Consider the following 19,787-nt stretch of genomic DNA (forward strand, 5'->3'; position numbering starts at 1 on the left):
CTGTGTGCCGGCTCAGCCGGCCCGGCGCAGCATCCACAAGCCGGCCAGCGCGCAGATCCCCGCCGGCACCAGCACGGCGAGCAGCGGCGAGAAGCCGAACACCAGGCTGGAGGGACCGAGCAGGTCCTGGGCGATGCGGAACACGAAGCCGACCAGCACGCCGGTGAAGATGCGCTGGCCGAGGGTGACCGAGCGCAGCGGGCCGAAGATGAAGGAGATCGCCAGCAGCACCAGGGTGGCGGTGACCAGGGGCTGCAGCACCTTGGTCCAGAACGCCAGCCAGTACTGGCTGTTGGCCAGGCCCTGCTCGCCGAGGTAGTGGATGTAGCGCCACAGCCCGGTCATCGACAGGGCCTCCGGCTCGACCACCACGGTGCCGAGCAGCTCGGGGCTGAGTTCGACGTCCCAGCGTTCGCTGGGCAGCCGCACCTGCTCGCTGCGGTCGGCGTAGATCTGGGTGGTGGTGACGTTCTCCAGCTGCCAGTGGTCGCTCTCGTAGCGGGCGCGACGGGCGAAGCTGGCGCTCTGCAGGCGGCGTTCGCCGTCGAAGCGGTAGCGGGTCACGCCGAGCAGCACGCCATTGGGCTGCACCGAGTTGATGTGCACGTACTCCTCGCCCTGGCGATGCCACATGCCGCGCTTGGTACTCTGCGCCTCGCCGCTGCCCTGGGCCAGCGAGCGGCCACTCTGCGCCATATTCTCGGTCCACGGCGAGACGTACTCGCCGATCAAGAGGCCGACCAGCATCAGCACCAGCAACGGCTTCATCACCGCCCAGACGATGCGCCCGAGCGACACGCCGGCGGCGCGCATGATGGTCAGCTCGCTGCTGCTGGCCAGGGTGCCGAGGCCGATCAGGCAGCCGATCAGCGCCGCCATCGGCAGCAACTCGTGGATCTGCGAGGGGATGGTCAGCAGGATGTAGCGCAGCGCCTCGGTCACACCATAGCCGGCGTCGAGATCGCCGAGTTCGTCGATGAAGGCGAACAGCAGGGCCAGGCCGACGATCACCCCCAGCACCGCGAGGATGCTGAAGAACACGCTGGTGCCGATGTAGCGATCAAGCCTGGACATGGACGATCTCCTGGCAGGCACGACGCGCCCTCCACTTCAGGCGCAGCGGCTCCCAGTACAACAGCAGCAGGCCGATGGCGAGGAACAGGCCGTGCACCCACCACAGGCCCAGCGCCGCCGGCAGGCGGCCCTTCTCCAGCTGGCCGCGCATGGCGATCAGCAGGGCCAGGTAGGCCATATATAGAAGGATTGCCGGCAGCAGCTTGAGGAAGCGGCCCTGGCGCGGGTTGACCCGGGCCAGCGGCACCGCCAGCACGGTGACCACGAACACCAGCAGCGGGATGGACAGCCGCCACTGCAGCTCGGCCTGGTGGCGCGGGTCGTCGCTGCCGAGCAGCTCGGCGGTGGGGATGCCCTCGCGGTCGTTCACTTCGCCGGCCACTTCCGGCTTGGGCAGCAGCACGCCGTAGCGGTCGTACTGGATCGCCCGGTAGTCGGGCTGGCCGGGCTGACCGTCGTAGCGGTAGCCGTTCTCGAGGATCAGGTAGCGGCTGCCGTCGGGGCGGATCTCCTGGCGGCCCGTCTCGGCCACCAGCACGCTGATGCCGCGCTTCTTGTCGCCGTCGCGCGACAGGCGCAGCTCGGAGATGAACACCCCGCCCAGCTCGCGGCCGTCCTCGGACAGACGTTCGGTGTAGGTCACCCGCGAGCCGCTCTTGAGCGCCTGGAAGCGCCCCGGCACCAGGGTGTCGAACTCGGTGAGGGCATCCTGGCTGTTGAGGATCTGCTCGACGCGGGTCACGCCCAGCGGCGTCAGCGACAGGCTCAGCCAGGCCACCGCTGCCGCCACCAGCGCGGCCGGCGCCAGGGTGTAGGCGAGCAGCCGCTGGCGGCTCATGCCGGCGGCCGACAGCACGCTCATCTCCGACTCCAGATAGAGACGGCCGTAGGCGAGCAGGATGCCGAGGAACAGGCCGAGCGGCAGGATCAGCTCCAGGAACCCCGGCATGCGAAAGCCCATGATCATGAACAGCACGCCGGGGTCGAGCAGACCCTGCGCCGCCTGGGCCAGGTACTTGATGAAACGCCCGCTCATGATGATCACCAGCAGCACGGCGCTCACCGCGCTGAGGGTCACCAGCACTTCGCGGGACAGATAACGGAAGATGATCAAACCGGGACTACTCCAGGGTTGTCAGGCTCGGGCCGCAACGCTCAAACTAGCCGCCTCTGCGCTGGCCGCAGCGGCATCGCGCCCGTGAAAAAATTGGCCGGCATTATCCTGCAAACCCGCCTGTTTGTCTTGGGGACCCCCGCCCATGCAATTCCTCGTCAAGAGTGCCCGTCCGGAAACCCTGAAAACCGCCACCCTGGTGCTGGCCGTCGGCGAGGGTCGCAAGCTCGGCGCCGCCGCCCGCGCGGTCGACAGCGCCTGCGCAGGCGCGCTGAGCACCCTGCTCAAGCGTGGCGATCTGGAGGGCAAGCTCGGCCAGACCCTGCTGCTGCACAGCCTGCCGGGCCTCAAGGCCGAACGCGTGCTGCTGGTCGGCTGCGGCAAGGAGCGCGAACTCTCCGACCGCAACTTCCGCAAGGTAGTTTCCGCCACGCTCGCCGTTCTCAAGACCCTGGGCGGCGGCGATGCCGCGCTGACCCTCGGCGAGCTGATGGTCAAGGGCCGCGACCTGTACGCGCGCACCCGCCTGCTGGTCGAGGTGCTGGCCGACGGCGGCTATGTGTTCGACCGCTTCAAGAGCGACAAGGCGCCGGCACCGGCGCTGAAGAAGATCACCCTGCTGGGCGAGGACACCGAGGTCGCCGAGCTCGAGCGCGCCATCGGCCACGGCCAGGCGATCGCCAACGGCATGGCGCTGACCCGCGACCTGGGCAACCTGCCGCCCAACCTCTGCCACCCGAGCTTCCTCGCCGAGGAGGCCAAGGCGCTGGCCAAGCAGCACAAGAACCTCAAGGTCGAGGCGCTCGACGAGAAGAAGCTCAAGGAGCTGGGCATGGGCGCCTTCCTCGCCGTGGCCCAGGGCAGCGAGCAGCCGCCGCGGCTGATCGTCCTCGAGTACAAGGGCGGCAAGAAGGACGAGGCTCCCGTGGCCCTGGTCGGCAAGGGCATCACCTTCGACACCGGCGGCATCAGCCTCAAGCCCGGTCTCGGCATGGACGAGATGAAGTACGACATGTGCGGCGCCGCCAGCGTGCTCGGCACCTTCCGCGCACTGGTCGAAATGCAGTTGCCGATCAACGTGGTGGGCCTGCTGGCCTGCGCCGAGAACATGCCCAGTGGCGGCGCCACCCGTCCCGGCGACATCGTCACCACCATGAGCGGGCAGACCGTCGAGATCCTCAACACCGACGCCGAAGGCCGCCTGGTGCTGTGCGACACCCTGACCTACGCCGAGCGCTTCAAGCCGCAGGCGGTGATCGACATCGCCACCCTCACCGGCGCCTGCATCACCGCGCTCGGCAGCCAGACCTCCGGCCTGATGGGCAACAACGACGCGCTGATCAAGCAGATCCTCAAGGCCGGCGAGCACGCCGCCGACCGCGCCTGGCAGCTGCCGCTGTTCGACGAGTACCAGGAGCAGCTGGACAGCCCGTTCGCCGACATCGCCAACATCGGCGGCCCCAAGGCCGGCACCATCACCGCCGCCTGCTTCCTGTCGCGCTTCGCCAAGCAGTTCCCCTGGGCGCACCTGGACATCGCCGGCACCGCCTGGATCAGCGGCGGCAAGGACAAGGGCGCCACCGGCCGCCCGGTGCCGCTGCTCAGCCAGTTCCTCATCGAACGCTGCAAGGCCTGAGCCGTTTCCGGCCGGCGCCCCGCGCCGGCCGGAGCTGACCGATGAAACGCATCGACTTCTACATCCTCCAGGGCAGCGACGCCCAGGCGCGCCTGACCTACGCCTGCCGCCTGGCGGCCAAGGCCTGGCGCGAGGGGCACCGCATCTACCTCAACTGCCAGGACCAGGCGCAGGCCGAGGCGCTCGACGCCCGCCTCTGGCAGTTCAGCGCCGCCAGCTTCGTGCCGCACCAGCTGGCCGGCGCCGGTGTGGATGCGCCGCTGCTGGTGGCCTGGGGTGCGGACGCCGGCGGCGAGCAGAGCCTGCTGATCAACCTGGCCAGCACGGTGCCGCCATTCTTCGAGCGCTTCGAACGCATCGCCGAGGTGGTCGACCAGGACCCGCAGACCCGCGCCGCCCTGCGCGCCAGTTACCGCTTCTACCGCGAACGGGGCTATGCTCCCCAGCACCTGCACCTGTAACGCCGCGAGCCATCCGATGGACACGCCACCGATTCCGCCGAAAACCGCCGCCTGGCCCGACCTGATCAACGACGAGCTGCCGCTGCTCACCGAGACGGTCGGCGAGCCGGTCATCCCGGTGCTTTCCGAGCCGCTCGCCGCGGTGCCGCTGCTCTCCGAGCGGGTGGTGCCGAGCAGTCCGCCACCCTTTGTCCCCGCCAGCCCGCCGCCTGCCGCGGCCCCCGTCGAGGAGCCGATGGCGCAGATCGAACGCGAACTGCAGGCCGCTGCAAGGCTGATCATGCAGGAAGTGATCGACGACTACATGCTGCAGATCGAGGCCGAACTGCACCGCCGGCTGGAAGACCACCTGGCCAAGATCCTGCGTGCGGGCAGGCGCTGAATCCCCCCTAACCCCCCTTTTACAAAGGGGGGAATAGGCCAGTGCGGTTGTCGAGACTCTGGTAGGCCGGCGCTCTGTTGCGAATACCAAGCCGGCAATCCCCCCACCCCCCTTTTACAAAGGGGGAGTAGGTCCAGCGTGGTTGCTGTGATTCTGCTGCTCCCTATACCCCGCTACCAACACCACCCCAGCAGACACCACCGATCCATCCCCCCCTTTGCAAAAGGGGGGCTAGGGGGGATTCCGGCTCCCCCGACACCCCGCCCTACGCCCCCGCCTCGATCCCCGTTATACTTCGCGGTTTTCCGATCAGCTGCCGAAAGGGTCCCGCTGCGCATGGACAAGACCTACCAGCCCCACGAAATCGAATCCCGTTGGTACGCCGAGTGGGAGGCGAAGAACTACTTCGCCCCGCAAGGCTCCGGCGAGTCCTACACCATCGCCCTGCCGCCGCCGAACGTCACCGGCAGCCTGCACATGGGCCACGGCTTCAACAACGCGATCATGGACGCGCTGATCCGCTTCCGTCGCATGCAGGGCCGCAACACCCTGTGGCAGCCGGGCACCGACCACGCCGGCATCGCCACCCAGATGGTGGTGGAGCGCCAGCTGGCCGCACAGAACCTGTCGCGCCACGATCTCGGCCGCGAGAAGTTCCTGGAAAAGGTCTGGGAGTGGAAGGAAGAGTCCGGCGGCACCATCACCCGGCAGATTCGCCGCCTGGGCTCCTCGGTGGACTGGTCGCGCGAGCGCTTCACCATGGACGACGGCCTCTCCGAGGCGGTCAAGGAAGCCTTCGTGCGCCTGCACGAGGACGGCCTGATCTACCGCGGCAAGCGCCTGGTCAACTGGGACCCGAAACTGCACACCGCGATCTCCGACCTCGAAGTGGAAAACCACGACGAGAAGGGCAGCCTGTGGAACCTGCGCTACCCGCTGGCCGACGGCGCCAGGACCGCCGAGGGCAAGGACTACCTGATCGTCGCCACCACCCGTCCGGAAACCATGCTGGGCGACAGCGCGGTCGCCGTGCACCCGACCGACGAGCGCTACCAGGCGCTGATCGGCAAGTTCGTCGAACTGCCGCTGGTCGGCCGGCGCATCCCCATCGTCGCCGACGACTACTGCGACCCCGAGTTCGGCACCGGCTGCGTGAAGATCACCCCGGCCCACGACTTCAACGACTATGAAGTCGGCAAGCGCCACGGCCTGCCGCTGATCAACGTCCTCGACAAGAACGCCGCGATCCTCGCCAGCGCCCAGGTGTTCAAGCTAGACGGCAGCGTCGACGCCGAGTTCGACGCCAGCCTGCCGGCCGAATACGCCGGCCTCGACCGCTTCGAGGCGCGCAAGCGCATCGTCGCCGCCTTCGAGTCCCTGGGCCTTCTGGAGAAGATCGACGACCACGCGCTGAAGGTGCCGAAGGGCGACCGCTCCGGCGTGGTCATCGAGCCGTGGCTGACCGACCAGTGGTACGTCACCACCAAGCCGCTGGCCGAGAAGGCCATCGCCGCCGTGGAAGACGGCTCCATCCAGTTCGTGCCCAAGCAGTACGAGAACATGTACTTCAGCTGGATGCGCGACATCCAGGATTGGTGCATCAGCCGCCAGCTGTGGTGGGGCCACCGCATTCCGGCCTGGTACGACGACGCCGGCAACGTCTACGTCGGCCGCGACGAGGCGGAGGTGCGCGCCAAGCACAATCTGGGCGACATCGCCCTGCGCCAGGACGACGACGTGCTCGACACCTGGTTCAGCTCGGGCCTGTGGACCTTCTCGACCCTCGGCTGGCCGGAGCAGACCGACTTCCTGAAGACCTTCCACCCCACGGATGTCCTCGTGACGGGCTTCGATATCATCTTCTTCTGGGTCGCCCGGATGATCATGATGAGCCTGCACCTGACCGGGCAGATCCCGTTCAAGACCGTCTACGTCCACGGCCTGGTGCGCGACAGCCAGGGCCACAAGATGTCCAAGTCCAAGGGCAACGTGCTGGACCCCTTGGACATCGTCGACGGCATCGACCTGGAAACCCTGGTGGCCAAGCGCACCAGCGGCATGATGCAGCCCAAGTTGGCCGAGAAGATCGCCAAGCAGACCCGCGCCGAGTTCCCCGAAGGCATCGCCAGCTACGGCACCGACGCGCTGCGCTTCACCTTCTGTTCCCTCGCATCGACTGGCCGCGATATCAAGTTCGACATGGGCCGCGTCGAGGGCTACCGCAACTTCTGCAACAAGCTGTGGAACGCCACCAACTTCGTGCTGGAGAACACCGACGGCCAGGACTGCGGCGTCAACGACGAGCCGGTCGAGCTGTCCGCGGTGGACCGCTGGATCATCTCCGCCCTGCAGCGCTGCGAGCAGGACGTCACCCGCCACCTCGACCAGTTCCGCTTCGACCTGGCCGCCCAGTCGCTCTACGAGTTCGTCTGGGACGAGTACTGCGCCTGGTACCTGGAGCTGGTCAAGCCGGTGCTGTGGGACGAAACCGCTTCCGTCGAGCGCCAGCGCGGCACCCGCCGTACCCTGGTGCGCGTGCTGGAGGTCATCCTGCGCCTGGCCCACCCGTTCATGCCGTTCATCACCGAGGAAATCTGGCAGCGCATCAAGGCGCTGGCCGGCAAGAGCGGCCCGACCCTGATGCTGCAACCGTGGCCGGTCGCCGCCGATGAGCGAATCGACGCCGGCGCCGAGGCCGACATCGAGTGGGTCAAGCAACTGATGCTCGGCGTGCGGCAGATCCGCGGCGAGATGAAGATCTCCATGGCCAAGCGCATCGACGTGGTGCTGGCCAACGCCAGCGACGAAGACCAGCGCCGCCTGGCCGCCTTCGAGCCGCTGCTGGCCAAGCTGGCCAAGCTGGAGTCGGTGCGCGTGCTGGCTGCCGGCGAGGAAGCGCCGCTGGCCGCCACCGCGCTGGTCGGCGAGATGCAGGTGCTGGTGCCGATGGCCGGGCTGATCGACAAGGACGCCGAGCTGGCGCGCCTGGACAAGGAACTGCAGCGCCTGGAAGGCGAGGTCAAGCGCGTCGGCGGCAAACTGGCCAACGAGGGCTTCGTCGCGAAGGCGCCGGCCGAGGTGCTCGACAAGGAGCGCGCCAAGCTGGCCGAGGCCGAGCAGGCGCTGGCCAAGCTGGCCGAGCAGCGCGCCAAGATCGCCGCGCTGTAAGGCGCATCGTGCGGAAAAGGCCCGCCACCGCGAGGTGACGGGCCTTTTTTCTGCCCGCTGCGACCGCCTGGTGCTTTTCAGCGCTGCCCGCGATCAGGCATGCTCGCCGGCAAGTTGCCGTCAACAAGACAACGTCTCGTCAACCCTGCCTTACCGGAAACCCACCCCATGTACGCCTGGATGGCTCTCATCTTCGTCGTCGGCTACCTCTGCATCGCCCTCGAACACCCGCTGCGCATCGACAAGGCCGCCTCGGCCATCCTCACCGCCGTGCTGTGCTGGACCGCCCTGGTGCTCGGCGAGGCCAGCATCCTGCCGGCCGTGCAGGCCGCCGGCGACGGCAGCCATGGAGCGGTCAGCGAACTGCGCCATCACCTGGGCGAGATCGCCGAGATCCTGTTCTTCCTGCTCGGCGCCATGACCATCGTCGAGCTGGTCGATGCCCACGAAGGCTTCCGCGTCATCACCGACCGCATCCAGACCCGCAAGCGCGTGCCGCTGCTGTGGATCGTCGGCTTTTTCACCTTCTTCCTATCGGCGGTGCTGGACAACCTGACCACCACCATCGTGATGATCTCGCTGCTCCGCAAGCTGATCGGCGAGCCGCGCGAGCGCTGGTTCTACGCCGGCATCGTGGTGATCGCCGCCAACGCCGGCGGCGCCTGGTCGCCGATCGGCGACGTCACCACCACCATGCTGTGGATCGGCAACCAGATCACCACCGGCGGCATCGTCGCCAGCCTGTTCCTGCCCAGCCTGGTCTGCCTGCTGGTGCCGCTGCTGGCGCTGAGCCTCATCCTGCGCGGCGAGACCGCACGCCCGCAGGCGGTCATCGATCCCGAGGAAGGCCACCGCGACCCGACCACGCCGTTCGAGCGCGGCCTGGTGCTGTCCCTCGGCCTCGGTTCGCTGCTGTTCGTGCCGGTGTTCAAGACCGTCACCCACCTGCCGCCGTACATGGGCATCCTGTTCGGCCTCGGCGTGCTCTGGGTGGCCACCGAGGTGATCCACCGCGGCAAGAACGACGAGGCCAAGCACCCGCTGTCGGTGGTCGGCGTGCTGCGCCGCATCGACACGCCGAGCATCCTGTTCTTCCTCGGCATCCTCCTCGCGGTATCCAGCCTGGCCACCGCCGGCCACCTGACCCAGGTCGCCGGCCTGCTCAAGGAGCAGCTGGGCAACGTCTACGCCATCAACATCGCCATCGGCCTGCTCTCCGCCGTGGTCGACAACGTCCCGCTGGTGGCCGGCGCGATGAAGATGTACCCGCTGGTCGCTCCGGCAGCGGTGAGCGGCAGCGAGGCCGAGTGGCTGCAGCACTTCGTCACCGACGGCACCTTCTGGGAAATGCTCGCCTATTGCGCCGGCACCGGCGGCAGCTGCCTGATCATCGGCTCAGCCGCCGGGGTCGCCGCCATGGGCATGGAGCGCATCAACTTCCTCTGGTATCTCAAGTACATCAGCGGCCTCGCCCTGCTCGGCTACCTCGGCGGCGCCGCCACCTTCATCGCCCTCAAGACCCTGACCTGAATCGGAAAGTCGCACATGGACGTGAGCAAGACCCGCACCAGCTTCTACCGTCGCCTGTACGTCGCCTGGCTAATCGACAGCGGCACCGCCACCAGCGTACCGGCGCTGATGGCGGCCACCGGCATGCCGCGGCGCACCGCCCAGGACACCCTGGCGGCGCTCGCCGAGCTGGACATCGACTGCCAGTTCCAGCAGGACGCTGGCGAGCGCCACAACGCCGGCCACTACGAGGTGCGCGACTGGGGCGCGATCGACAAGCGCTGGGTCGGCGACCACCTGGCGCGGATCAGGGACGTGCTCGGCTATCCCTGACTGCGGTGCGCCCTATGGCAGCGCGCCCTCATGGCGGCGCGCACGTCAGCCATGGCTGTGGGACAATGCGCTCCCGCTCCATCGCCGTCCCGCGTCCATGACCCAGCCGCCGAAACCCTCATCTCGTAAGCCTGCCCGCCCCGCGCGTGGCACCGCCAAGACCGCACCGTCCGGCCAGCAGCGCCTGCCCGTCAGCAAGGGCGAACTGCACCCGCGCAACCGCCACCAGGGCCGCTACGACTTCCCGACGCTGATCCGCGGCTGCCCGGAGCTGGCGCCCTTCGTCATCGTCAATCCCTACGGCAAGGAGAGCATCGACTTCGCCGATCCGGCGGCGGTGCGGGTGTTCAACCGCGCGTTGCTCAAGCAGCACTACGGCATCAATCACTGGGACATCCCGCCCGGCTACCTGTGTCCGCCGGTGCCCGGCCGCGCCGACTACGTGCACGCGCTGGCCGACCTGCTCTGCGAAGACGCCGGCGGCGTGATCCCGCGCGGGGCCAGGGTGCGCGTGCTGGACGTCGGCACCGGCGCCAACTGCATCTACCCGCTGCTCGGCCAGCGCGAGTACGGCTGGCGCTTCCTCGGCTCGGATATCGATGCCACCGCGCTGGCCGCCGCGCAGGCCATCGTCCGCGCCAACGGCCTGGAGCGCGCCATCGAGCTGCGCCGCCAGCCGGACGCCAAACACATCTTCGCCGGCCTGCTGCACGCGGACGAACGCTTCGACCTCACCCTGTGCAATCCGCCGTTCCACGCCTCGGCCGCCGAGGCCAGCGCCGGCAGCCGGCGCAAGTGGAAGAACCTCGGCAAGCTCGACCCCCGGCGCAAGCTGCCGGCGCTCAACTTCGGCGGCCAATCCAACGAGCTGTGGTGCGACGGCGGCGAGATCGCCTTCATCCGCCGGATGATCGCCGAGAGCCGCGCGGTGGCGGGCCAGGTGCTGTGGTTCACCTGCCTGGTGTCCAAGGGCGGCAACCTGCCGCTGGTCGAACAGGCGCTGAAGCACAGCGGCGCGCTGGAGATGCGCACCGTGGCGATGAGCCAGGGCCAGAAGCAGAGCCGCTTCGTCGCCTGGACCTTCCACACCGCCGACGCGCGCGCCGCCTGGCACCAGCCACGCGATTCGGCGCAGGGCTGAGCCATGGCCTTCACCCTGGCCGGCCCCGCAGAGTACCGCGAGGAGATCCGCAAGAGCCGCTTTATCGCCCTCGCCGCGCCGATCGCCAGCCCGGCCGAGGCGCAGGCCTTCCTCGACGCGCACAGCGACCGCGCCGCCTCGCACAACTGCTGGGCGTGGAAGTGCGGTGCGCAGTACCGCTTCAGCGACGACGGCGAACCGGGCGGCACCGCCGGGCGGCCGATCCTCGCCGCCATCGAGGGCCAGGACTGCGACCGCGTGGTGGTGCTGGTGATCCGCTGGTACGGCGGCATCCAGCTCGGCACCGGCGGCCTGGCGCGCGCCTACGGCGGCAGCGCGGCCAAGTGCCTGCAGGGCGGCGAGCGCAGCGAACTGGTGGAGCGCCTGGCGGCGCGCTGCCACGTGCCCTTCGCCGAGCTGGCGCGCATCCGTGCGCGGCTGGCCGACTGGCAGGTGACCATCGAGCAGGAACAATTCGACGCCGCCGGCGCCGAGCTGCGCCTGGCCCTGCCGAGCGGCCAGCTGGAAACCGTGCGCCGCCAGCTGGCCGACCTCAGCCGCGGGCAGATCCAGCTGCACGCGCTTTAGGCCTCAGAGTCTGCTCACGGTCTCGCGAGCTAGAGCCAGGCAAGGCCTGGGCGGCCCCGCGAAATCGGCTGAGGAAGCGGAGTTGCCGCCCTTGCGGGCGTTCAGTGGCAAGCCACTGTCCGAAGCCGATTGACTCTCTGCGTTGCAACGCAGCATGGCCGACGCGCAGCAGATCGTGAACCTCACATCGCCCACTCCTGCACCACCACGTGGGTCTTGATCCGCTGGATGCCGGGGAAACGCTCGATCTCGGCGCGCACCTCGCTGAGCCGCGCCATGCTCGGCGCCTCGACCAGCACGAGCATGTCGGTCTCGCCGCTGATCCCGCAGCACTGGCGGACCTCGGCGAAGCCGCGCAGGCGCTCGACGTACTCCTGGCAGCGGCTGTCCTTGTAGAACAGTTCGAGATAGGCCTTGATCCCGGCGCCGGCCGGATCGCTGACCTGGGCGTGGTAGCCGCGGATCACCCCGCCCTGCTCCAGCTGGCGGATCCGCTCGCCGACCGCCGAGCGCGACAGGTTGACCGCGCGGGCGATCTGGCTGACGGGGGTACGCGCGTCCTCGCGCAGCAGGGCGATGATCTGGCGATCGAACTTATCCAGGCTTTCCACGACGGTCTCTCGGCAACGGGCAGTTTGACGCGCAAAACCGGCGGATCGCCGGCCAATGCCGTCGCTCCGCCAGGGGCGCCGCAAGGCGCAGAAGCCTAACATGGGTGATCGACCACAGGGCCGGAGCCTACCCCCATGAGCCGTCTCAACCAGGAGCTGGGCCTGCTGCAGGGCGTCGGCCTGCTCAGCACCTCGCTGCTCGGCACCGGCATCTTCGTGGTGCCCGCGCTGGCCGCCACGGCCGCCGGCACCGCTTCGCTGTGGGCCTGGCTCATCCTCATCGCCCTGGTGCTGCCGGTGGCCTTCACCTTCGCCCAGCTCGGCCGCCGCTTCCCGCACGCCGGCGGCGCGCCGCACCTGATCGGCCGCGCCTTCGGCGTGCGCCTGGAGCGGGTGGTTGCCCTGCTGTTCCTCGCCGTGCTGCCGGTCGGCCTGCCGGCGGCGCTGCACATCGCCACCGGTTTCTGGCAGGCGCTGCTGCCGCTGGACCGCGGCGAGGCGCTGGCCATCCAGCTCGCCACCCTCGCCGCCATGCTGCTGCTCGGCCAGCGCCCGGCGCGCGCCTCCGGGCTGGTACAGGGGCTGATCGCGGTGGCCATCCTCGCCACCGTGGCGCTGATCTGGTGGGCCGGCGATCTACCGCTGCGCGAGCAGCCGCTGCTGCCGCCGCTGGCGGCGGACGACTGGTCGCGCATTCCGGCGGCGCTGGGGGTGATGTTCTGGTGCTTCGTCGGCATCGAGGCCTTCACCCACCTGGGCGAGGAGTTCAAGCGCCCGCAGCGCGACTTCCCGCTGGCCCTGCTGCTCGGCGTACTGCTCGCCGGGCTGGTGTACTGGGCCTGCTCGGTGGCGATCCTCAGCTTCGCCATGTACGGCGACGCCGAGCGCGACGCCAGCGCCCTGCCGCGACTGATGGAGCTGCTGCTCGGCGAGCGCGCCCGCCTGCTGGTGGCGGTGGTCGGCTACCTGGCCTGCTTCGCCTCGATGAACGTCTACGTGCAGGGCTTCGCCCGGCTGATCTGGAGCCTGGCCGACGAGGGCAAGCTGCCGCGCGCCCTGGCCCGGCGCAACCGCCACGGCGTGCCCGGCCGCGCGCTGCTGCTGGTGGTGCTGGCCAGCGCCCTGTGCGCCCTGCTCGCCAGCGGCCTGCAGCTTTCGGTGGACGAGCTGATCCGCTACGCCAACGGCAACTTCGTGCTGGTCTACCTGCTCAGCATGGCCGCCGGCGTGGTGCTGCTGCGCGGCGTCTGGCGCGCCGTCGCCCTGCTCAGCTGCCTGCTGTGCGCGCTGGTGCTGGCCATGCTCGGCAGCGACGCGCTGTACGCCCTCGGCCTGCTCGCCGTGCTGGCCCTGGCCAGCCTGTGGTGGCGACCCCTGCCCCTCGGCGCCCGCCCGCCGCTCTGAGCCGGGCGGTACGCGGGGCGGACAACCTGCCGGCCGGCCATCGCCGGCCTGCGCGTGGCGGATCTCGCCCGCTGGCGGCGCGCCGACCTCTGGCCGGTGCCCGTCCTGGCCACCGCTCGGGGTGCGGACCAATTTCTCCCGCCCGGCCGGTGTACGTCGCTCTGCGCATCGGTCCTAACCCCTCGGCTGGCCGTCGCGTCGCAGCCCGGCAGACGCGCCATCGCCCTGCGCTGGCCAGCGCCACTCCGCCACGCTCCATCGTCGACCGCACCGGCCACCGTCCCGCTGGTCCCCATTCGCCCCGCACCGCTGATCGCGCGGACCAGGGCACGTGCCGCTGCGCGCCCTCTCGGAAACCACTGCAACCGCGCTAGAATGCGCCTTCCGCGCCACCCCCACGCTTCGTGCCCCGCCAGGAATCCCCCCGCGCATGTCCGCCCAGACTCTGCTTTCCCTCCCCTTACTGGCCCTCGCCCTCGGCGGCTTCGTGGTCGGCAGCAGCGAATACATCATCATGGGCCTGCTGCCCGAGGTGGCCCGCGATCTAGGCGTCAGCCTGGCCGACGCCGGCCTGCTGGTCAGCGCCTACGCCATGGGCGTGGTGGTCGGCGCGCCGCTGCTCGGCCCGCTGCTCGGCCGCCTGCCGCGCAAGCAGGCGCTGATGTGGCTGATGGGCGCCTACACCCTCGGCAACCTGGGCTGCGCGCTGGCGCCGGACTATGCCTGGCTGGTCGCCGCGCGGCTGTTCACCGCGGTCAGCCATGCCGGCTTCTTCGGCTGCGCCACCCTGCTCGCCGCCGAGCTGGCGCCGCCGCAGCGGCGCGCCTCGGCGATGGCCCTGGTGCTCAGCGGGCTGACCATCGCCAATGTGCTCGGCGTGCCGCTGGGCGCCTGGTTCGGCCAGGCCAGCAGCTGGCGGATGACCTTCTTCGCCGTCGCCGGCTTCGGCGTCTGCACCCTGCTCGCCCAACTGCTCTGGCTGCCGCGCGGCCAGGGCGTGCCCAGCCATGGCGGCGGTGCCTGGAGTGGCGTACTGCGCCGTCCGGTGCTGCACGCCCTCGGCGTGTGCTGCCTGTCCTCGGTGGCGCTGTTCAGCGTGTTCACCTACATCAGTCCCCTGCTGCGCGACAGCGGCGGCTTCTCGGCCAACCTGAGCAACACGGGCCTCTTGGTATTCGGCGTCGGCCTGACCCTCGGCAACCTGCTCGGCGGCCGCCTGGCCGACCGCGGCATCCGCCATGCCGTACCGCTGGCGATGGGTTGCAGCGCCCTGGCGCTGCTCGGCCTGTTCGCCTGCATCGACACGCCGCCGGTGGCCATGGCCCTGCTGCTGTGCTGGGGCATGGCCAGCTTCGCCATTTCCTCGCCGCTGCAACTGCTGCTGGTCGAGCAGGCCGGCGACTCGGCGGGCCTGGCTGCCACCCTCAGCCACGCCGCCTTCAACCTCGGCAACGCCAGCGGCGCCTGGTTCGGCGGCCTGTGGCTGGGTGCCCAGTTCGGCCTGGCCCAACTGCCGCTGCTGGGCGTCGCCCTGCTGCTGGCGACCATCGCCGCCGCCTGGCCGCTGCCACGCCTGCGTCCGGCGCGCGAGCGCCTCGGGCTGCACTGACGCCATACTTCCGGGCGCCACACGTCCGGGCGTCGGCTGGCCGGGCCGCGACTGACCTACCCTTGAACTGTTGGCCCGGCTGCATCGGGCGGCCGGCCCGGGACACCTGAGCACGGGAGGTTGACGATGGACATGGCGGCACTCAAGCACTTCGACAAGCCGGACGAGGTCCGGGAGTTCCCCAAGGGCCGGGTGGAGCTGGTCACCATCGGCGGGGCCACCGTGGGCCGCGCCATCTTCGAGCCCGGCTGGCGCTGGGCGACCTCGGTACAGCCATTGGTCAAGACCAGGAGCTGCGAGGCGCCGCACTTCCAGTATCACGTCTCCGGCGTGCTGCACATCCTGATGGACGACGGCACCGAGTTCGACTGCCATCCGGGCGACGTGTCGCTACTGCCCTCGGGCCATGACGCCTGGGTGATCGGCGACGAACCGGCGGTGGTGGTCGACTTCCAAGGCATGATCGACTACGCCAGGACGCACTAGACATGCACTGGGGCCTGGCCGCCGACGCCATCCTGGTCGTGCACCTGGCCTTCGTGCTGTTCGCCCTGTTCGGCGGCCTGCTGGCGGGCCGCTGGCGCCTCTTCCTGCTGCTGCATCCGCCGGCGGCGGCCTGGGCGATCTTCGTCGAGCTGACCGGGCGCGGCTGCCCGCTCACCGCCTGGGAGCAGCAGCTGCGCCTGCGCGCCGGCGAGGCCGGCTACAGCGAAGGTTTCATCGAGCACTACCTGCTGCCGCTGCTCTACCCGGACTGGCTGAGCCTGCCGGTGCAGTACGTGCTGGCCGCCTTCGTGCTGCTGGTCAACCTGGCGATCTACATCTGGGTATGGCGACGCTACCTGCGCCACGACGCGCAGGCGCTCGGGCAGCGCTGAGTGGGCCGTCCGGACGACTCCCGAGCGCTGCTAGCGCATCGCCGAGCCGCTCTGCACCTCTTCGCCGGCGATCATGAACCTGCCGTAGCCGCGATGGTGCAGGGTGCGCGGCGCGGTCACCTGCGGGTCGTGCCAGGCCTGCAGCACCTCGAGGAGGAAGAAGTTGTAGCTGCCGACCAGTTGGCGATCGATCACCCGGCACTCTAGGTTCGCCCAGCACTCCTCGACGCGCGGCACGGCGACCTGCGCCGAGGACACGGCGGTGAGGGCGAAGCTGGCGAACTTGTCGACCTGGTCGCCATGGCTATTGCCGCAGGCCACCAGCCGGTCGAGCAGCTCGGCGCTCGGCACGTTGAGCACGCACTCGCCGGTTGCTTCCAGCGCGGCGAAGGAATGGTTCGCCGCGCTGACCACGCAGCCGACCTGCGGCGGCTCGAACTCCAGCATGCAGTGCCAGGACATCGGCATCACGTTGGCCCGCCCCGCCTGCGCGGTACTCAGCAACACCACCGGGCCGGGTTCGAGCACGGCGTAGACCTCGGCCAACGGCAGTTCGACTTTCATCGCGGACGCTCCTCTGCAGATCTCCTGGAGAATAGACGGGGCGTGCGGCGCTGCATTACCTTGGCCCCCTCACCCGCTCGTTTGGATGGACGGGCACTGCACGGACGCAGGAGAGCCGATGGACAGCCTGTCGCTATACGAAAAAACCTTCCTCATCCTCGGCAGCCAACTGGCGCTGACCTGGCTCAGCACCCTGCTGCTGATCGGCCGGCTGCGTCGCCAGTACCATGCCCGGTCGGCCTGGGTCGGCGGCAGCATCGGGGCGAACGGCCAGCTCGACCTCCACCTCGACTGGTACTACGTCAAACCCTGGTTCTACGCCCTGCTGGCGCTGGACTTCGGCGTCTTCCTGATTCTGCTGTTCTTCGGCCGCCACGACCTCAGCTACGGCGTACCGCTGTTCAGTCTCTGGTCGGTGCTCGGCGGGCTGCTGCTGGCCCTGTGTCTGGTCTCGGTGGACGAAAACCTCGGCGGCCGGGTCCTGGGCCTGACCGCACTGATCACCCTGGCGGCCGGACTGATCGGCAGCCACTCGGGGATAGACTTCTCCTCCCTGCGAGGCCCCCTGCACTCAGCCCTCCTGCTGCTCATCGCGATCGGCATATTGCGCCTGTTCGTCGCCATCGACGGCTGGCTGCGCCGGCTCATCGCCCTGGCGGGCATCGCGGTATTCACCGGATACCTGCTCTACAACTTCCACAAGCTCAGCCGACTCAACCAGGTGGAAGCCGCCAACGACTGGGAGGTCGCCATGTCGATGGCGATCAGCATCTACCTGAACATCCTCAACCTGTTCCTCGACCTGCTGGACCTGCTGAGCACCAGATGAGCCATGCTTCAGGCAGGTAGCCGCGAGGGGCGCAGATGAACGCAGCGACGACCGACGAGCGGTGCTGGGTCCTCTATCGGATCGACGACAACGGCAACGAGGTGGAGATGTGTCGCTTCGCCAGCCGCAGCGCGGCCGAGGCGGCGATGCGCAAGTACGAGGCGCGCGGGCACAAGCAGGCGTATCTGGTCAGGGAAGACAAGGGCGGGGGGTCGCAGGGTGGGTTAGGCCGCAGGCCGTAACCCACCAACCAGCCCGCAGGGCTGGCCCACCCCCAACAGGCGACCTGGCGGGCGCCCTGGTGGGTTGCGCCGCGTTGCGGCTTACCCACCTACGCAAAGAGCTCGCGCCCGGCTTCAGCCCTTCAGCTCGAACGCGTCGGCATCGCGATAGGCCGGGAAGCGCGTGCGGAACTTGGCCAGCGCCTGCGCCGACAGGGTCACCTGGAACACGCCCTCGGCATCGCCCGCCGCCAGCAGGCTGTCGCCCTGGAAGTCGAGCACCTGGCTGTCGCCGGCGTGCGGGTAGCCGTTGCCGTCGGCGCCGATGCGGTTGACCGCCGCCACGTAGCAGAGGTTCTCGATGCCGCGCGCCGGCAGCAGGCGGTTCCACGGATTGCGGCGCGCCGCCGGCCAGCTGGCGATGTACAGCAACAGGTCGGTGTCGTGCGGATCGCGGCTCCACACCGGGAAACGCAGGTCGTAGCAGACCAGCGGACGCACCTGCCAACCCTTCAGCTCCAGCAGCACACGCTCCTCGCCGGCCGCGTAGTGCTCGTGCTCGCCGGCCATGCGGAACAGGTGGCGCTTGTCGTAGTGGGCGCAGCTGCCGTCCGGGCGCGCCCAGTACAGGCGGTTGCGGTAGCTGCCGTCGGCGGCGCGGGTGATCACGCTGCCGACCACCACGGCGTTCAGGCGTGCGGCCTGGTCGAGCAGCCAGGCGCGGGTCGGGCCGTTCTCGGCCTCGGCCAGCGCGGCGGCGTCCATCGAGAAGCCGGTGGCGAACATCTCCGGCAGGATCACCAGGTCGGCGCCCTCGGCCTGGTCGAGCAGGCGGGCGAAGTGGGCATGGTTGGCGGCCGGGTCCTGCCAGACCGGGGCGGTCTGCACCAGGGCCAGCTTGAGGTCGGGCAAGGCGGTCAGGTCACGCATGGGAAGTCTCCGCAAATCCTTGGTCGTCGGCTGACGTAGGGTGGACAACGGCGCAGCCTTGTCCACCGGGGCGCACATTGGTGGACAAGCGCTGACGCGCGTTGTCCACCCTACCGGTCACACCCGGCACAGCTTGTCGGTGGCCTGGCGCAGGGTGTCCTCGCGCTTGGCGAAGCAGAAGCGCACCAGGCGCAGGTCCTTGGGCGCGTCCTGGTAGAACACCGACACCGGGATGGTCGCCACGCCGTGCTCGCGGGTCAGCCACAGCGACATCTCGACGTCATTCAGGTCGTCGCGGATCGCCGAGTAGTCGGCCAGCTGGAAGTAGGTGCCGGGGGTGCGCTTGAAGGCGAAGCGCGAGCCCTTGAGCAGGTCGCAGAACAGGTCGCGCTTGGCCTGGTAGAAGGCCGGCAGCTCGGCGACGTGCTCGGGGTGGGCGGTCATGAAGTCGGCCAGCGCCCACTGCAGCGGGGTGATGCCGCAGAAGGTGACGAACTGGTGGACCTTGCGCAGCTCGGCGGAAAGCTGCGCCGGCGCCACCACGTAGCCGGTCTTCCAGCCGGTGACGTGGTAGGTCTTGCCGAACGAGCTGACCACGAAGGCGCGCGCGTACAGCTCCTCGTGGGCCAGCACGCTGGCGTGCTCGACGCCGTCGAACACCAGGTGCTCGTAGACCTCGTCGCTGATCAGGTAGATCTCGCGCTCGCGGATCAAGGCGGCCAGCTGGTCCAGCTCGGCGCGGGAAATCAGCGCGCCGCTGGGGTTGTGCGGGCTGTTGAGGATGATCAGCCGGGTGCGCGGGCCGATGGCATCGGAAAGGCGCTGCCAGTCGATGGCAAAGTCCGGCAGCGCCAGCGGCACGTGCACGCAGCGCCCGCCGGCCAGCTCCACCGACGGCTCGTAGCTGTCGTAGCAGGGATCGAAGACGATCACCTCGTCGCCCGGGCGCACCAGCGCCTGCACCGCGCAGAAGATCGCCTCGGTGGCGCCGGGGGTGATGGTCACCTCGGCGTCCATGTCCACCTGGCGGCCGTAGCTGCGGGCGATCTTCGCCGCCACCTGCTCGCGCAGCGCCGGCAGGCCGGTCATCGGTGCGTATTGATTGTGTCCGGCCATCACGTGGCGGCCGACCGCCTCGCGCAGCGCCTGCGGGCCGTCGAAGTCGGGGAAGCCCTGCGACAGGTTGATGGCGCCGGTCTGCGCGGCGAGCTGGGACATGGTGGTGAAGATGGTGGTGCCGACGTTGGGCAGCTTGCTGACGATCATCGCAGTTCCTGAGCCAATGGAGCGCAAGCGGCGAGGATAGCCGATCCGCCGCCGCGCGGCAGCCGGGCC

The 19,787-nt window shown here is 69.3% G+C and carries 20 protein-coding genes; 14 read left to right on the top strand and 6 right to left on the bottom strand.

The genetic code is table 11. From position 1 onward, the window contains the following. Positions 1 to 12: 12 nt before the first annotated feature. Entirely contained in the window at positions 13 to 1,074 is a 1,062-nt protein-coding gene (gene lptG / locus LMJ29_RS06395; protein WP_229604675.1) for an LPS export ABC transporter permease LptG, read from the bottom strand. Further along, the gene (gene lptF, locus LMJ29_RS06400; RefSeq protein WP_229604676.1) at positions 1,061 to 2,188 is read right to left on the bottom strand and encodes an LPS export ABC transporter permease LptF; all 1,128 of its coding nucleotides are present in this window, start codon (positions 2,186 to 2,188) and stop codon (positions 1,061 to 1,063) included. The genes lptG and lptF overlap by 14 nt, the downstream gene beginning before the upstream one ends. Before the next feature lie 145 nt (positions 2,189 to 2,333). On the opposite strand from lptF, the gene LMJ29_RS06405 reads away from it, so the two are divergent. The 8 genes from LMJ29_RS06405 to LMJ29_RS06440 all read left to right on the top strand — a co-directional run bounded on the left by LMJ29_RS06405 (position 2,334) and on the right by LMJ29_RS06440 (position 11,406). Then, positions 2,334 to 3,824: a leucyl aminopeptidase gene (locus tag LMJ29_RS06405; protein ID WP_229604677.1), complete on the top strand. Its 1,491-nt coding sequence runs from the start codon at positions 2,334 to 2,336 to the stop codon at positions 3,822 to 3,824. A 41-nt stretch (positions 3,825 to 3,865) separates the two neighbouring features. Next, positions 3,866 to 4,285, top strand: coding sequence for a DNA polymerase III subunit chi (locus tag LMJ29_RS06410; protein ID WP_229604678.1), 420 nt, complete (start codon positions 3,866 to 3,868; stop codon positions 4,283 to 4,285). A gap of 16 nt (positions 4,286 to 4,301) precedes the next feature. Further along, a complete protein-coding gene (locus LMJ29_RS06415) occupies positions 4,302 to 4,667 on the top strand; it encodes a DNA polymerase III subunit chi (RefSeq protein WP_229604679.1) in 366 nt (121 codons plus the stop codon). A 336-nt stretch (positions 4,668 to 5,003) separates the two neighbouring features. Continuing rightward, a complete protein-coding gene (locus tag LMJ29_RS06420; protein ID WP_229604680.1) occupies positions 5,004 to 7,835 on the top strand; it encodes a valine--tRNA ligase in 2,832 nt (943 codons plus the stop codon). 168 nt (positions 7,836 to 8,003) lie between these two features. Continuing rightward, on the top strand, positions 8,004 to 9,365 hold the full coding sequence (gene nhaD / locus LMJ29_RS06425; protein ID WP_229604681.1) for a sodium:proton antiporter NhaD: 1,362 nt from the start codon (positions 8,004 to 8,006) through the stop codon (positions 9,363 to 9,365). Positions 9,366 to 9,380: 15 nt separating this feature from the next. Further along, positions 9,381 to 9,677, top strand: a complete 297-nt coding sequence (locus LMJ29_RS06430; protein WP_229604682.1) for a winged helix-turn-helix domain-containing protein — start codon at positions 9,381 to 9,383, stop codon at positions 9,675 to 9,677. A gap of 97 nt (positions 9,678 to 9,774) precedes the next feature. Further along, a complete protein-coding gene (gene rlmF, locus LMJ29_RS06435; protein ID WP_229604683.1) occupies positions 9,775 to 10,818 on the top strand; it encodes a 23S rRNA (adenine(1618)-N(6))-methyltransferase RlmF in 1,044 nt (347 codons plus the stop codon). Between the two features lie 3 nt (positions 10,819 to 10,821). Next, positions 10,822 to 11,406 (top strand): IMPACT family protein, encoded by a 585-nt coding sequence (locus LMJ29_RS06440; protein WP_229604684.1) that lies wholly within the window; start codon positions 10,822 to 10,824, stop codon positions 11,404 to 11,406. A gap of 182 nt (positions 11,407 to 11,588) precedes the next feature. On the opposite strand, the gene LMJ29_RS06445 is transcribed toward LMJ29_RS06440, so the two are convergent. Further along, on the bottom strand, positions 11,589 to 12,008 hold the full coding sequence (locus LMJ29_RS06445) for an Lrp/AsnC family transcriptional regulator (RefSeq protein ID WP_229604781.1): 420 nt from the start codon (positions 12,006 to 12,008) through the stop codon (positions 11,589 to 11,591). Positions 12,009 to 12,152: 144 nt separating this feature from the next. Between LMJ29_RS06445 and yjeH the strand changes: the two genes are divergently transcribed. The 4 genes from yjeH to LMJ29_RS06465 all read left to right on the top strand — a co-directional run bounded on the left by yjeH (position 12,153) and on the right by LMJ29_RS06465 (position 15,908). After that, positions 12,153 to 13,421 (top strand): L-methionine/branched-chain amino acid transporter, encoded by a 1,269-nt coding sequence (gene yjeH / locus LMJ29_RS06450; protein WP_229604685.1) that lies wholly within the window; start codon positions 12,153 to 12,155, stop codon positions 13,419 to 13,421. A 430-nt stretch (positions 13,422 to 13,851) separates the two neighbouring features. Beyond that, the gene (locus LMJ29_RS06455; protein WP_229604686.1) at positions 13,852 to 15,030 is read left to right on the top strand and encodes an MFS transporter; all 1,179 of its coding nucleotides are present in this window, start codon (positions 13,852 to 13,854) and stop codon (positions 15,028 to 15,030) included. Between the two features lie 126 nt (positions 15,031 to 15,156). Then, the gene (locus LMJ29_RS06460) at positions 15,157 to 15,516 is read left to right on the top strand and encodes a cupin domain-containing protein (RefSeq protein ID WP_229604687.1); all 360 of its coding nucleotides are present in this window, start codon (positions 15,157 to 15,159) and stop codon (positions 15,514 to 15,516) included. A 2-nt stretch (positions 15,517 to 15,518) separates the two neighbouring features. Beyond that, positions 15,519 to 15,908, top strand: coding sequence for a DUF2784 domain-containing protein (locus tag LMJ29_RS06465; protein ID WP_229604688.1), 390 nt, complete (start codon positions 15,519 to 15,521; stop codon positions 15,906 to 15,908). 30 nt (positions 15,909 to 15,938) lie between these two features. On the opposite strand, the gene LMJ29_RS06470 is transcribed toward LMJ29_RS06465, so the two are convergent. After that, positions 15,939 to 16,472: a flavin reductase family protein gene (locus tag LMJ29_RS06470; RefSeq protein ID WP_229604689.1), complete on the bottom strand. Its 534-nt coding sequence runs from the start codon at positions 16,470 to 16,472 to the stop codon at positions 15,939 to 15,941. Between the two features lie 118 nt (positions 16,473 to 16,590). On the opposite strand from LMJ29_RS06470, the gene LMJ29_RS06475 reads away from it, so the two are divergent. Both LMJ29_RS06475 and LMJ29_RS06480 read left to right on the top strand, forming a co-directional pair. Continuing rightward, positions 16,591 to 17,301: a Bax inhibitor-1 family protein gene (locus LMJ29_RS06475; RefSeq protein WP_229604690.1), complete on the top strand. Its 711-nt coding sequence runs from the start codon at positions 16,591 to 16,593 to the stop codon at positions 17,299 to 17,301. A 35-nt stretch (positions 17,302 to 17,336) separates the two neighbouring features. Beyond that, positions 17,337 to 17,543 carry a hypothetical protein gene (locus LMJ29_RS06480; RefSeq protein ID WP_229604691.1) on the top strand — a complete coding sequence of 69 codons (207 nt, stop codon included), beginning with the start codon at positions 17,337 to 17,339 and terminating at the stop codon, positions 17,541 to 17,543. Between the two features lie 114 nt (positions 17,544 to 17,657). Here the strand turns inward: LMJ29_RS06480 and LMJ29_RS06485 are convergent, their stop codons facing one another. Together LMJ29_RS06485 and LMJ29_RS06490 are read right to left on the bottom strand one after the other, a co-directional pair. Beyond that, positions 17,658 to 18,452, bottom strand: a complete 795-nt coding sequence (locus LMJ29_RS06485; RefSeq protein ID WP_229604692.1) for an amidohydrolase — start codon at positions 18,450 to 18,452, stop codon at positions 17,658 to 17,660. 117 nt (positions 18,453 to 18,569) lie between these two features. Beyond that, positions 18,570 to 19,718 carry a pyridoxal phosphate-dependent aminotransferase gene (locus LMJ29_RS06490; RefSeq protein ID WP_229604693.1) on the bottom strand — a complete coding sequence of 383 codons (1,149 nt, stop codon included), beginning with the start codon at positions 19,716 to 19,718 and terminating at the stop codon, positions 18,570 to 18,572. Between the last annotated feature and the right edge of the window lie 69 nt (positions 19,719 to 19,787).

It is taken from the genome of Pseudomonas oryzagri, from assembly GCF_020831405.1.
GTDB lineage: Bacteria > Pseudomonadota > Gammaproteobacteria > Pseudomonadales > Pseudomonadaceae > Geopseudomonas > Geopseudomonas oryzagri.